This is a genomic window from Rhizobium sp. BK399, assembly GCF_014194695.1.
GTDB lineage: Bacteria > Pseudomonadota > Alphaproteobacteria > Rhizobiales > Rhizobiaceae > Rhizobium.
The window spans coordinates 84827-98213 of the sequence record NZ_JACIAH010000010.1 but is presented as its reverse complement, the minus strand read 5'-3'; the positions used below and the strand labels follow the sequence as shown (position 1 = coordinate 98213).

Below are 13387 nucleotides of genomic sequence, written 5' to 3'. Positions count from 1 at the left end.
GGAGCAAATCAGATGAGGCACATCAGCGTGACGACCAAGAAAGAATTGATTGCAGCTTTAGCAAAGCGTTACCTCCAAGGCAGCCGAGAGGAAAAGTCGCGCATTCTCGATCAGTTCGTTGCGATCAGCGGCATGCATCGGAAACATGCGATGCGGTTGCTTCGCGGCGCCCATAATCAAGTCTCTTCTCGACCACGGCCTCGGATCTATGACGAAGCCGCCCGCCAGGCGCTTGTCGTGTTGTGGGAGTCGTCCGACCGTGTTTGTGGAAAGCGGTTGAAGGCACTGCTCCCAACGCTGGTCATCTCCATGGAACGGCACGGACACCTCAACCTGGATGATAGGATCCGGGCTGTGTTGTTGCAGATGAGCGCCGCTACGATTGATCGGGCTCTGAAAGATATTCGCGAGACAGCGGGTGGCCGGCGTCGCCGGCATTCGGTTGCTTCGTCTGCTTTAAGGCGTAGCGTCCCCATCCGGAAATTCTCTGACTGGGGTGATCCCGCGCCTGGTTTTGTCGAAGCAGATCTTGTCTCGCACTCCGGCCCCGTCGCGCGCGGCAGCTTCGTCCAAACGCTAGTCCTCACCGACATTGCCAGCGGCTGGACTGAATGTGCGCCTCTGCTTGTGCGTGAACAGAAACTTTTGACGGAAGTGTTGAGTGAGTTGCGACGTTTGATGCCCTTTCCGCTGCTCGGCTTCGATACCGACAACGATAGCGTCTTCATCAACGAAACGATCAGGGATTACTGCCTTGATTCCAATATCGAGTTCACGCGTTGCCGTCCCTACCGCAAGAACGATCAGGCTTTCGTCGAGCAGAAGAATGGGTCGATCGTTCGCCGCATTGTTGGTTATCATCGCTATGAGGGGGTCGAGGCCGCTGCGACCCTAGCCGATCTATACCGATCGGTGCGCTTGTTCACAAACTTCTTCCAGCCGTCCTTTAAGCTGCGGGAGAAGCGTCGTGACGGCGCATTGGTCAAAAAGATCTATCATCCTCCGGCGACACCCTACCAGAGGCTCTTGGCAGATCCGAGAACGCCGACCGAAGTCCGAAATCGGCTATCACACATCTGCGACCAGTTGGATCCTGTGAAACTGTTGCGCGATATTCGAACAGCGCAGCAGCGTCTTGTCGACGTTGCCAACAATGCCTCGCTGTCAACAGTCACGCCGGATATCGAAACGTTCTTGCAGAACCTGCGCCATGCCTGGACCGAAGGCGAAGTCCGTCCGACGGCTAAAGCGAAACCAAAACTGCGCCTAGAGCGACGCAGACCAGACCCGCTCATCCGCGTGACCGACGATCTCCGCTCCTGGTTTGAGGAGGAGCCGTGGCGGACAGGCCGCGAGTTGCTCGAGCAGCTTCAAGAGCGTTATCCGAATGAGTACCCCGACGGGCTCCTGCGAACAGTGCAACGACGCGTGAAGGAGTGGCGTCGAAATAAAGCCCATGCCATGATCTTCGGTGCGAATTCCGAAACAACTCAACTCTCCGCGTCTTGAAGGCTCGCAGCGGAAAGGAGCAATCTTGTGAGGCAATGATCCAGTAGATCAGGAACATTCACAAATGAGGCAATACGAATCTCAACGTGATTGTCGCCGCGCACCGTCTTCCGCGATCATGAGATTTCACAGACTGCAGCGTTGTGCTGCACCTCCCGCAGGTCCTTGTAAGAGGCATGGCGCTGTTTTCCATCGTGCGTCAATGCGCGGTATTCGATCGGCAATCAGCGTCGGCTGCACCCACACGAAGAGGTGAACCGGGAGACGCTCACGCATTGCCGTCTGGAGGAGGCCGACGATATGGTTGACCTTCTCAACGCCAATACATCACAAGCCGCAAGGGATTGACGCGTTGAGGCGGCTGCTGAGCTCGGCGCTTCAGTGGGCCAGCCTCTTCCAGAACCACGACTTTACATCCGCCATTGTTGAATCGGATATCGCGGAGTTCCGTGCTAATATTTGTCGAGCGCTGGCCCTGCCCTCCAGACGCCAGCGTCGGGCCGGTTCGCAATCAGCCGTCGTTGCTAGTGAACCGGCCGCTTCTGTCCGAGCGCACCACACACGAGCCATTGTCACGCCCCGGCATATCAAAGGAAGCCAGGAACAAAGAAACGTTCCAATCGTTACACGGCGGGATCATTTTGATATGGAGGCAGCATTCTTTGAGTAGAAGCTCTGATATCCAGTTGGCGCTCCTGTCCCTACTACCAAAATGGCATCAAACCGTTCCTCTTTATAGGATAGGAGACCGAATGAAAGGTCTTGGCTTTTCCGAAGCTGAAATCATGGGCGGGTTGATCAAGCTGGCGCACAACAAGGTTATCCAGCTTCTTCCTGGCAGCCGATTGGTGGTTCTAAAACCTGCTTCCGTCCATTCGAAAGGATATGGAAGGCAGCCTGACAGCCAACGCCCTGAGACCTTCCTTGCAGCAACATCGCGTGCTACAGATCCATTGTGATGATCATAAAAGATTGAACAGTCCGACGATGCAGCTCGCAAGTTCAGCCACCTTTACGCATGGCTGGGCCTCCCTAAAAATGAAATGTCCTCGGCTTCGAGCGTTCGAAGGAAAACAACACTGGGTTCAAGACCTGTGTGAAGTGTACAGCGAGGCCGTACCTTTCGCGATAAGACGAGGCTGGCCGGTTCGCCGAATACGATGAGACCTGCAAGGCACTGGAAGAAGACATCGGCTACTTGGTCTTCTACGATTCATTGCAAACTGCCGCCTTGGGAGCTGGCTGCTAGCTGGTAGCCACTGCGACCTTTCCCCTTGCACCGCTCGCCCTTGGTGCAGCCCGACGCCTTGAGCCTCGTGCTTGTCGAGGCTGACCGCTCAACTAGCGCTAACTTACGGGGCGGGCGTCACCGTCGAATATAAGGCAACCTTATGAGTTACTTGAACGGAAGAAATGGGTTGATTAATCTCCGTTTGCGTCCCCGACCTGGGCGCGATCTTCTGCTTACCTCCACGCCCCGCCATCCAGCGGGGCTCTTTTTCGTGGGCTGCCCGCGGACATCTCAGCAGTTATTTTCCCTTCCCTCTACCGTTGGGCCTGAAATCGATCAATATGGATTTTAGCTCGACCTCTCGCACGCGACGTGCGGCCTCGTTCGGGCTGACCCAAGCCAAGGCGCGCTGTCCGCGTTCCTTGAAGTCTGCAGCCTCCGTTTTGATTTCGATTTGGAATATATCAACGATGCAGGGCACGACGTCCCCATCGCTCAAAAGCTTCAGATAGGTGTATCTGCCGACGGGCTTCTTCCCGACCTTGCCTCGAACTCCCGCCTCTTCCCAAGCTTCGATAGCAGCAGATGCATGGGGCGCCTTGCCTTCCATAGGCCATCCCTTCGGGATGATCCATCGGCCGCTATCGCGCGATGTTACAACCAGTATTTCTATCGAAGCCCCGTCGTTCTTATAGCGGAAGCACAAGGCAGCGTACTGCTGACGAAACTTGCCGGCGAAGAGCTTGTCTGGCTGAGCCGCGAGCTGCTTCAAAAGGGACTTTGGTTGACCCACACGGGCCTCTGCCGATTTCTTCTTGGGCGCCATGGGTTGTTTGAGGTATGGCAAGCTTCCGACAAGATCAAGGAACCTGCCGTTTTCCGACTGGATCTCTTGCGAATAAACGGTGTGGAAGAAACAGGTATGTCCTTTCGTGCCGCTGCGGCGCTGTTACGGTAGGTGCGCTCGTGCGTCTTCTCCTTTATTGGTCCGGAAGCCGCCGGACACGGATCTCATGTTGATTTTTCCGCCCTCGAAGTAGGAGCTTAGAGGCTCCATCAGGGTCAGCTCGTGCCTAAAGCCCACCCATGCTACCTTTGTTGAAAACGGAGGAGACCAGCTTGGAAGACGCTGAAATCGAACGACGTGCGAAGCAGCTGTGGACAAAGGAAAACCCGGGAAGGCCCTGGCAACCTGTAGCCCAGCGTATTGAGCTGGGGCAGGATCTATCCATTAGCGCAACGGAAGAGGACCGAAAGCGCTACATTCAACGGGTTCGTGACGGCGACTAGCTAAGCCGCAAGCCGCAGGCCTATTCACTTCGACCTGGTTGCAGTATAGCTTCGACGTTCCCGTCTAAAGGGAGCGGAGATGGCAAAACGTTTTGTATATACGATCTTTGTTTTGGTGCTTGCCGGGTATTGTTTGTGGTGGGTCTACAACCATTGGTGAGAGCCGTAGTAAGCCGTGTGCTTGCCGAGGAGGCATTGACGGCAATTCAGGCCCGCCATGTTCAGACGTCATTCGGGATAAGTTCTCTCTGCGGCGATGATGGCGTCGGCCGGTCCGACTGCGAGGCGTTAGGTGACGGCGGGACGGGTCAGCTCGGCCAACCGTGCAACGATGCCAAACCGAATGTCATCGCCGCCAGGGCGAGATAGATTGCCCATGCAGCAGCGTTGCGGACAAGATGACGTAGACGAGCCAGACGGCTTTGCAGGCGATGTGCAGCGCTTGGTCCACGGCGGAAGTCGTTCTTCCGCGCGCCTTCGCCTCGTCGATAGGCGGATGAGCCAGCCATTCTGCTAACCCGCGCTAACTATTACCTGTGACCACAGCCACACCGGCACCTTGTATGCCGGAATGAGCGATCAAGTGATAAATCGGCATCGGGCCGGATTGTTTCGCGTTAGACAGGAAGCGGCCCTTGAAGCTGGTAGGCGCACAGAAAGTGAGCGGCCAGCAACACCAGCGCATCAGGATATTTTCGATCATTGCTGCCCCAAGCTGTGGAGAAGTCGAACAACGAGCAAATCAGCCCCTCGGCCCTGTGAAAGGCGGCCAGTCCACGTTTATCGCTTTACTGAATCACCTGAATCCAGCTTCATTTGACCCAAGGTTGTTACCAGCGAAAGGGCACACAAATGGCTGATGAAACCACTACACCGGACGAAGTCGTAATCAGCAGCGGGCGCAAAATCGCTATGGGCGATCAATGGTGGGAGATCCGTGACAATGGAGAAACCATCAAGTTCACGGACTACCTAACCGAAGCTCGCATAATCAACGGGACCGTCTACCTCTCATTCGGCTCCTGCTTCATGGACGCGAACAATCAGGGCGTGGTCGACATCGCCTCTCGCCTTCGCATGGACTTGGGGACCGCGCAGATGCTGCACAATCTACTGGGTCAGATGATTAGCTCCGCCTTGACTCCTCCGGATATCTCGAAGGCGAACTAGCTGCCAATTGCCAAAGGGTGAATTTATTCGAGGCGCTTGTCTGGACGACCGGCTCCGAATGCTGGAGAATATACAAGGATCGGCCAGAGACGCTGACCTCACTATCAAGCTCGTGATCCCGCCGGTGCTTGTGATGCCTGATCAAGGCTCTTACGTAATGCAAAAGAGGAGTGTCGGGTCAGCGGCCACTCCTCCTGATATCATACCGGCCTACCCTCCCGACCGCCCGACGGGCCTAGGCGGCACGCACCCTACAGTTCGGGGCGCGTCGGCTTCTCCTCATATTTGCGCCTTGGCAAGGTCCGACCGATTCCTCTTGCTATTCAGCGGCCAATAACAGCTAAGTTTCTACGCGCCTCGACCAGGAGAACGTTGTGTCAAACATAAGGCCGCGACGCGGCAAATCCGATCCCGGGTTTTCGGACCGCAAACCCTACCACGTCGCCACGTTTGCCAAAAAGCATGGGATTACGACGTCCGATGCTACTCGCATCATTAAAACTCACGGATCTGATCGTGATGCATGTGACAAGGCGGCCAACCGCCTGAAATGAGATGGCCGGCGCCGGGAGGCTGATAAGCTCACACTCCATCGGAAGGGGATGACTAAAAGATCCCCCGCGATCTCGCCTCAGACGAATCTTTTAAACCGGGCCAGCGGCTATCTCGCCGCTTTCACCAGGGCGATCCGCTAGTATCAAAATTAGAGCATCGCGCTCCGGCCCAAACGGGCGCTTTTGCAAAAACTCACTCACCAGAGTTGTTGTTTCGTGACCGCCGGACGACGGGTTCCCACGGTGGACAACAAACTCTGTGTCCGTCAGCTTATCGACGCCCAAAAACCAGCGATCACCATTCGTGCTCGAGGCAAATTCTCTCAGGTTTTCCAATCTCGTTCTCCTTCTGAAGATAGAAGTAGAGCGCGGAACTGGAATTGCGATGAACGCTCTTCGCCAGGACCGTATTGTTTCAAAGGAAAGCGGTGTGATCGCAGGAACCGAAATTCGCCCGAAGGCGCCTCAAAATTCATGTCGCGTTCTGTTTTTCCAGTCTCTGGCGTCGCCGCTCGTTCTGCGTTTTGGCCCAAGAAAGGTCCCGCGCCTCGATGTCAGCGGCTGCGGTGAAGGCTCCTCGAGCCATCCAAGCGAAGTGTCGCGGTTCCTTTATGGGCTCGATTTGCGGCTCAAGTTGCAAGGTAGCGAAAACGCCATTCATCAAATGATTGATGCGTTTTGAGCGAAACATTCGCAAACTTGATGCATTGCACGGTCGCAGCACTCTTCTCCGTAGTTCCGGTGGATGGCGAGCGGCAGGATCAGATTGCCGGAGCGCAGCATCGTCCCGACCACTACGGGCATCTCGTCGATGTCGTGTGGGTATTCCTCGATCCGGCATTTTACCTCGCGAGATGACGAAATATGGATTGTCCGTCCGTTTTTGTTTGTCTGGTTTGCACTTATGCTTCCGCTTGCTGCAACCCTTGTTGGCGAGTTTCGTGCCGACCGGCCCCTTCGGCCTTGCAACCAGCCTGACGATCGCATTCGCCAAGACGGCGCTGATCTACTGGTTTTTCATGCACCTGAACAAGGAGCGCGGTCTGTCGCGCTTGACGCGCTTGCCGCGATCGGCTGGCTCGTCATCCTGTTTCTCTTTGTTCTGCTGGATCATGTCTCACGCTGAGCCTGCCCTTTCCTCACAGCCCGTGCGCCGAAAGGGAGAGCCCGGCAACCCGTCCGGTCCCTGTCCTGAAGAACGGACATCAAGAAAAAAGGGCGCCCATGGGGCGCCCTCTCGCCGCATCATTCGGCGTTACGGATCGTCAGGGCCGGGTTGTGGGCGAAGAAGTTATGCGGCTCGATGTGGATGGTCTTCCACTCCGTTGACATCACAGGCCAGTCCTCCATGCGGGGGATGTGATGGAAGCCGGCGGTAAACCAGGTCACGATGTCCTTGCCCATCAGCGGCTTGTTGGCCTTGACCCATTCCGGCAACGTGTCGGAGCCGTCGCTCTGCATGGCGAACTTTCCGCCCGCATATTGCTGGTCCGCATTGTAGACCGTGTTCCACACCGAGTACTCTATATAGGCGTTGCGCTTCATCGGCGGGTCCTTGGCGAAGTCGAAGGGACCGTAGGCCACGTCGCCATGGTGGATCATCCAGCCCGGTTCCTGGCCGAGGTAACCTTCACGGGACGGATCCGAGATCATGAAGTAACGCGGTTTTGCGGCGGACAGCTGGTAGCGGGCTTCCAGCTCTGTCTTCGGCATCGTGTGCTGCACTTCCCACATCGACCGGCGCGGGTTCGTCTTGTCAACCTTCGACGGAACGATGTCCATCGTGCCGAAATGGTTCTCCGGCTGGTCGACGTCGAAATCGATGCGGAAGTTGAAGTAGTGGTCGTGGTTGGCTGCCACCAGGTTCGGTGCAATCAGCGTGCCGTGTGCAGTATCGGCGGCAGCCGTCGGATCGTTCATCGAGGCCGATGCGACCCCCTTGACCGCGTCGAGGCCGGTTGCGCCGATCATGATGCGGATCTGGCCATCCTGTTGCAGGCGGTAGTCCATCAGATAGTCGTAATTGCCGACTTCGGACGCCGTGCGAACCACAAGTTCGGTGGCCGGACGGCCTTCGGCCGGAAGCGGTTTTTCGGGCGTCTGGGCAAAGACTTCGAAGTGACGCCAGGCCGGGTCGCCGATCGAGCGCTCGAAGACACAGATTGCGTTCGGAATGGTCAGCGGATTGCCCTTGTCATCGGCAATCGTTGCCGGCAGGAAGGTTGCATAGTCGGGGCAGTCAACGCCGGCACGCAACGGGCTCAGGAAAAGGCCGAACCCGTATTCCCCGCTGTCCATGTAGGTGCGCCAGTACCAGCCCTCGGTCGGGTCCATGTAGGGTACGAAGACTTCAGACAGGTGGGATTGATAGATGACCGAGCGCCACTTGTCGCCGTCCTTGACGTCGAGGTTGGAGAGCACCAGGCCCGGCCGCTTGTCGACTCGGAAGTTGAAGCGCCACAGGTCCCATTCGAGATGACTGCCCGATATCTTGTAGTTGGGGCCGCCCTGCTGGGAGAGCTTGGCCATGTTCATCTTCGGCCGCAGCGGCTCACGCGCTTCGACTTCCTTCTCGGTGTAGCCCCAATTATCCTTCGGGCCTTCGATCACACCGATGTCGATGACCTTCTCCACCTTCTTCTTGCCGATATCGTAGACGGCAAACAGGCCCTCGATCGGCTTGGCGTAGTAGTTTGATCCGTCAGGAACCTTGTAGCAGGGCACTTTCATCAGGCGGGAATTCTTGTAGTCCTCTGTGAAGAAGTTGCCCGCCGTCAGCGGCAGGCAGAAAGCCTGTTCAGGCGTCAGGCCCCGCTTCTTCAGGCCCATGACCATGTCCGGGTCCTTCAGCGCGCCCTGCAGCGCGTCCATGAACTCCGTGAACAGGACCATCGGCTGGCCCTTGACCGGCGTCGTACTCTCGACCCTGCCGGTCGTGATGTTGACGACGGCTTCCTTGAAGCCCTCCGGGCTCGTGAGATGCACCCGCGCCTCACGGTCGAGCGGCTTGTCGCCGTCCTTCCAGGAGATCACATCGGCCTTGGCCGGTTCCTTGAGTTCGATCAACGGATAGAGCGTATTCTCGTCAACCACCTTCGCATCGCGCAGGATCCCGTTGATCTTCTGGTATTCTTCCGCCGTCAAGCCATCCAGCGGATGGGCAATCCCAGCGGATGCTGAAAGGGCCAGCATCAGGCCGGCGGCGGCAATATAGGGCGTGCGATTCATCTCTCTCTCTCCCTCTTGATCTGTTGGTTGGGCGGCAACCTGCCCGCCCTCATTGTTCCTGCTCGTACTGCAACGGTCGTCGCCGTTCGGACGGCGCGCTGGGCCTCAGCTGAAGACCACCTGGATGTCCGTGTATTCCAGCAGGCCTTCCTCGGCGAACTCGACGCCGAGCCCGGACGACTTGACGCCACCGAACGGGACATTGGGCTGGATGGCGCCGTGCTTGTTGATCCAGACGGAACCGCAGGCCATGCGGCTCGCCACGGCCTTTGCAGCCGCGATATCAGATGACCAGACGGAACCACCAAGACCGTTCGGGCTGTCATTTGCGAGTGCGATCGCTTCTTCGACGTCGTGGTAGCGGATGACCGGCAGGGCCGGACCGAACTGCTCCTCGTCGACAAGCGGATCGCCGTTCTTAAGGCCGGATATGATGGTTGGCGGATAGAACAGGCCCTCGCCCGGCGCACCGCCAAGCAGGACCTTGCCACGCGTCGTGGCGTCCGCGACGAGACGTGACACCTTGTCGAACTGCATGCTGTTCTGCACCGGGCCAAGCACGCTCGTCTCCTCCATCCCATTGCCGACGGGAATGGCGCGGGCATAGTCTACCAGAGCTTCGCACACCGCGTCATGGATGCTGTCATGGACATAGAGCCGCTTCAGGGCGGCGCAGGTCTGGCCGTTGTTGATGAAGGCACCCCAGAACAGGCCCTCGACGATCGCCTTGGGATCGGCGTCGGGCAGTACGATGCCGGCATCATTGCCGCCGAGTTCGAGGGTCAGGCGCTTCATGTTGCCGGCGGCCGACTGCATGACCTTCTGTCCGGTCGCGCTGGAGCCGGTAAAGACGATCTTGTTGATCCCTGGATGGGCCGCCATCGCCGCGCCGAGATTGAAGCCCTTGTCGTCGCTTGTCACGACGTTGAGGACACCAGGTGGGAGAACCTCATTGATGATTTCCACCAGCCGCAGCGTCGACAGCGGCGTCAGCGGCGATGGCTTGATGACCACGGTATTGCCGGTTCGGAGCGCCGGCATGATATGCCAGATCGCGATCATGACCGGGAAATTCCATGGCGTGATGGAACCGACGACGCCGATCGGCTTGCGATGCAATTCGACGCGACCCTCGCTGTTGTCCTGTAGGACCTTAACTGAAACCGACAATGCGGTCGTATATCCCGCCCAGGCGACAGCGCCCCCCATTTCCCATCGCGATCCGAGGCCGTTCAAGGGCTTGCCCTGCTCGCGCGTGATAATGTCGGCCAGTTCACCGGCATGTTCCTCGATACGGGAGGTGACGGCCGCGCACATGCGCTGCAGGTCCTCGTCACTTCTCGCCGACCATGCAAGAAACGCAGCGCGCGCAGCCTCGACGGCCTGGTCGAGTTCTGCGCCACCCATGTTCGGTGCGCGTCCAGCCACCTCGCCCGTTGCCGGATTGAGAACTGCGAAACCTGCCTCGCCAGTCACCGACGCCCCGTCGATGATTGCAGAATAGAACGTCATGATCAGCCTCCTCGCTGAGATCCGGTCCATCCCGGATTTGGAAGAAGCCTAGGCCAGAACCGTGCACCAGACTTGGACGAGAGCGTCCCGTCTGTTGGACAAAAGCGTCAATGACAGCGCACCACGGCGCCGGGAGTCGTGCAGTACTTCTTGCGGAACTCCCGGTAGAAATAGGAGAGATCGTTGAAGCCGGAACCGTAGGCGATGGCGGCGATGCCGTCGCTCGCCTGGTCGGCAGCACGTTCTGCCAGCCGGGCATGAGCCACCTCGAGGCGACGCTTGAGAAGGCGCTGCCCGGGCGTTTCCCCGAGCGGCCGGAAGTGGCGCTGCAGCATGCGCTCGGAGACGTTCAGGCGGCTCGCCAGTTCGCGCGGGCCGAAGGCCGGTTCGAGACCGTAGCGGTCAATCAGTGCCAATGCGCGCGACAGCAATGTCTCGGGCGCGCGATTGGGCATCATGCCCCGGTTCGATTGCAGATAAGCACCCATCAGGCAAAGGAAGGCCTCGCCAAGCTGCTGCTGGGCGCCCGAGGCGTCGAGCATCTTGGTCACCACGGCGCGGATGGCAAGCCACAGCGGATCGGAGCGGCTGATCGACACGCCGCCTGTGCAGGTATCGCCGAAACGATGCACCATTTCGTCGCGCGGCAAATGGATAGAGACCTGGCTGGAACGGGCGCCGCCATACAGAAATCGCGACGGCTTGACGGAATCCACCAGAAACATGTCACCGGCAGCGAGCTCGGCCGCGCGACCGTTCTGCTCGACGCGGCATTGGCCGCTGTCCTGGATCAGAAGAAAGAAATGCTCACCGGGATCCTGCCGGATCGCTTTGGCGCCGCGCTCCACATGACTGCTGGCATCGAGCCCGACAATGGCGGTATCGAACAGACCGATCCGCCGGGTCGCAACGTCGCCGGCAACCACGCCGGTCCCTCGCATCGGTTCAAGATCGAAAACACCGCAGACCTTTCGGATCTCAGCCTGCAAAATTTCCACTGGCACTGGCATATGGATTGGCGTGACAAGTGACTGCATCGTCCCTCCCGTGGCTTTGCAGATTGGCTTTTGCTTCAGTTATCGAAAGTCACGATGCCGTGACCTGTGGAACGTATCGTCTCTGTGGCAAGAAAAGGCCGCATGGGCACAATCGCTCTACTGCGCTGCCGTCGCATACCCTCGGCGTGCGCATGGCATCGTGCGTGAACGTTTCGGACATTCTCTAATCCTCCCGACGCGATCGCGCTCCATTCACCGACCGTTCGGTCACTTATTAGCATGAGATGCGTCACACATCAACATCATTGCTGGGAGCATGTGTGACATTGCATTTGCATGGGCCAGGTCATCAATCCGTCAACTGCGTCATTGATGACAAGCGAAACCGTGAAGGCTTCGCGCATCCCCTTTCCCGCGCTGTATCTGCGCCTGCCGCCTCCGAGTGCATAGTCAAACCTTACGGTCTTGCAGGTAAAGCGGCTGGCACCTGGTTCTGATCAACAATCCATTCAGCGGCGGTTGGGTAGATGTACCCTATTAGGCGCAGGATTGAGGCATAAGCTGCCTCGGCATTGCGGTTAGGGATCAACTCATGATGAGCCAGACGGTTGCGTAAGCGGCGAAGATGTCTAGTGGCTGGAAGATCTGCGCGCCCGTGGGGCCAGCCGACGGTACAGGCTCTCCGTGCTGCAAGCCCTGAGTGGCATTACCCAAGAACGGCCTAGGCGTATCTCATTCGAGCGATCTCTGTTGTCGGCCGAGAGAAGTCTGTCCAGACTGCCTAGAAGAGCGAGGGTATCGAATTCATTCCAATGGCGGCGGAGATTTTCGACACTCCCGAGGATTGCCGCCACAGGACCACGCTCAATGTTCGCGGCATCAATGGCATGCTCTTACGCAGCGAGCTGCGGTCGGAAGACCACATCGGCATAGTAGTTCGCTGAATCAAAAGTGCTCGTCGGGAAGAGACCCGAGGTGGCAGAGCCGCCATAGGAATACACGCCGTTGCCGCCGGCGGCCGCGTTCGACAGCGCCGACAGCGGGCCGTTGGTGACGCCGTTCGCAAAGAAGCCATCGGTCGCCACATAGGCACCAGTCGTGTGGTACGACGCGATGTAGGTGGTGTTGGCGGTAATGTTGACAGGGGTCGCAAAGTTCACCGTCTGCCAACCACTCCCCGTGGTGCCGGCATATGTGGCAGTGCCGAGGTTGACGCCTCCAGTCGTCCACAGGTCGACGACGTTCTGGCCATTGTCGTTCGCGCTACGGTAGAACTTGATACCGGTAATATCACCAGCAACGTTCGACTGGAATTTGACACCAAGCTCGAGTTGCTGGCCATCGTTGAGATTTACCTGGGCCGGCGTGCTGGTAGCGCTGAACAGGCTGTAGGTCGACGGCACTGTCGTGGTGATATTGAAGGTCTCGCTGGTGGCAAGGCCGGCAAGGTCGGTTGCCGTCACCTTGATGCCTGACGTACCTGCAGTCGTCGGCGTACCGCTGAAGGTCTGCGTCGAGGCATTGAAACTCAGCCAGGTCGGAAGCGCCGAGCCGTTGTCAGATGTTGCCGTGTAGGTAAGCGTGTCGCCGCTGTCGACATCGGTGAAGGTGCCGGCCGGCAGCGCGAACGAGAAGGCGGTCCCCGCCGTCGCGTTTTGGGTGGCGGTCTGGGCGGCCAGAACCGGCGCGTCGTCGGCGCCGTGGATGGTGATCGTCAGCGAGGCCGTCGCCGTCGCACCGGCCGTGTCACGCATGGTGTAGCTGAAGACGTCACTCAGCGTGTTGGTCGACTGCCGCAGCGCCTGCACCGCAGTGTTGGTCTCGTTGATCGTGTAGCTGTAGGCGCCCGTCGCATCGAGCAGCAGGCTGCCATAGGTGCCGGCAAGCGCAGTGCC

Annotated in this window: 13 protein-coding genes and 1 pseudogene; 7 read left to right on the top strand and 7 right to left on the bottom strand. The window is 58.4% G+C overall.

Translation table 11 applies throughout. The features are described from left to right. The first annotated feature begins 12 nt into the window (after positions 1-12). On the top strand, positions 13-1509 hold the full coding sequence (locus FHT97_RS20435) for a DDE-type integrase/transposase/recombinase (protein WP_183864069.1): 1497 nt from the start codon (positions 13-15) through the stop codon (positions 1507-1509). A 116-nt stretch (positions 1510-1625) separates the two neighbouring features. Here FHT97_RS20435 and FHT97_RS30950 read toward each other — a convergent pair. After that, positions 1626-1755 (bottom strand): annotated as a pseudogene (locus tag FHT97_RS30950) (ATP-dependent DNA ligase); the annotation flags it as partial. 506 nt (positions 1756-2261) lie between these two features. Here FHT97_RS30950 and FHT97_RS20430 point away from each other — a divergent pair. Next, positions 2262-2468, top strand: a complete 207-nt coding sequence (locus tag FHT97_RS20430; protein WP_183864068.1) for a hypothetical protein — start codon at positions 2262-2264, stop codon at positions 2466-2468. 570 nt (positions 2469-3038) lie between these two features. Here FHT97_RS20430 and FHT97_RS20425 read toward each other — a convergent pair. After that, the gene (locus FHT97_RS20425) at positions 3039-3566 is read right to left on the bottom strand and encodes an NUDIX hydrolase (protein ID WP_183864067.1); all 528 of its coding nucleotides are present in this window, start codon (positions 3564-3566) and stop codon (positions 3039-3041) included. Positions 3567-3859: 293 nt separating this feature from the next. Between FHT97_RS20425 and FHT97_RS20420 the strand changes: the two genes are divergently transcribed. From FHT97_RS20420 to FHT97_RS31605, 3 genes are all read left to right on the top strand, one after another. Beyond that, positions 3860-4030, top strand: a complete 171-nt coding sequence (locus FHT97_RS20420; protein WP_183757922.1) for a hypothetical protein — start codon at positions 3860-3862, stop codon at positions 4028-4030. Positions 4031-4882: 852 nt separating this feature from the next. Next, positions 4883-5200 (top strand): hypothetical protein, encoded by a 318-nt coding sequence (locus FHT97_RS20415; RefSeq protein WP_183757920.1) that lies wholly within the window; start codon positions 4883-4885, stop codon positions 5198-5200. 374 nt (positions 5201-5574) lie between these two features. Continuing rightward, entirely contained in the window at positions 5575-5754 is a 180-nt protein-coding gene (locus FHT97_RS31605) for a DUF3606 domain-containing protein (RefSeq protein ID WP_259186283.1), read from the top strand. A gap of 90 nt (positions 5755-5844) precedes the next feature. Here the strand turns inward: FHT97_RS31605 and FHT97_RS20410 are convergent, their stop codons facing one another. Next, positions 5845-6090, bottom strand: a complete 246-nt coding sequence (locus FHT97_RS20410; protein ID WP_183864066.1) for a hypothetical protein — start codon at positions 6088-6090, stop codon at positions 5845-5847. Between the two features lie 49 nt (positions 6091-6139). Between FHT97_RS20410 and FHT97_RS20405 the strand changes: the two genes are divergently transcribed. Both FHT97_RS20405 and FHT97_RS20400 read left to right on the top strand, forming a co-directional pair. Next, positions 6140-6436, top strand: a complete 297-nt coding sequence (locus tag FHT97_RS20405) for a hypothetical protein (RefSeq protein ID WP_183864065.1) — start codon at positions 6140-6142, stop codon at positions 6434-6436. Positions 6437-6456: 20 nt separating this feature from the next. After that, positions 6457-6612, top strand: coding sequence for a hypothetical protein (locus tag FHT97_RS20400; RefSeq protein ID WP_183757914.1), 156 nt, complete (start codon positions 6457-6459; stop codon positions 6610-6612). A gap of 387 nt (positions 6613-6999) precedes the next feature. Here FHT97_RS20400 and FHT97_RS20395 read toward each other — a convergent pair whose 3' ends face one another. From FHT97_RS20395 to FHT97_RS20380, 4 genes are all read right to left on the bottom strand, one after another. Beyond that, positions 7000-8982 carry a tyramine oxidase gene (locus FHT97_RS20395; RefSeq protein WP_183864063.1) on the bottom strand — a complete coding sequence of 661 codons (1983 nt, stop codon included), beginning with the start codon at positions 8980-8982 and terminating at the stop codon, positions 7000-7002. A gap of 105 nt (positions 8983-9087) precedes the next feature. Beyond that, on the bottom strand, positions 9088-10494 hold the full coding sequence (locus FHT97_RS20390; protein ID WP_183864062.1) for an aldehyde dehydrogenase family protein: 1407 nt from the start codon (positions 10492-10494) through the stop codon (positions 9088-9090). 107 nt (positions 10495-10601) lie between these two features. Then, a complete protein-coding gene (locus tag FHT97_RS20385; protein WP_183864061.1) occupies positions 10602-11531 on the bottom strand; it encodes a helix-turn-helix domain-containing protein in 930 nt (309 codons plus the stop codon). A gap of 854 nt (positions 11532-12385) precedes the next feature. After that, the coding region (locus FHT97_RS20380) for a DUF4082 domain-containing protein (RefSeq protein WP_183864060.1) at positions 12386-13387 on the bottom strand (1002 nt) is incomplete at its 5' end.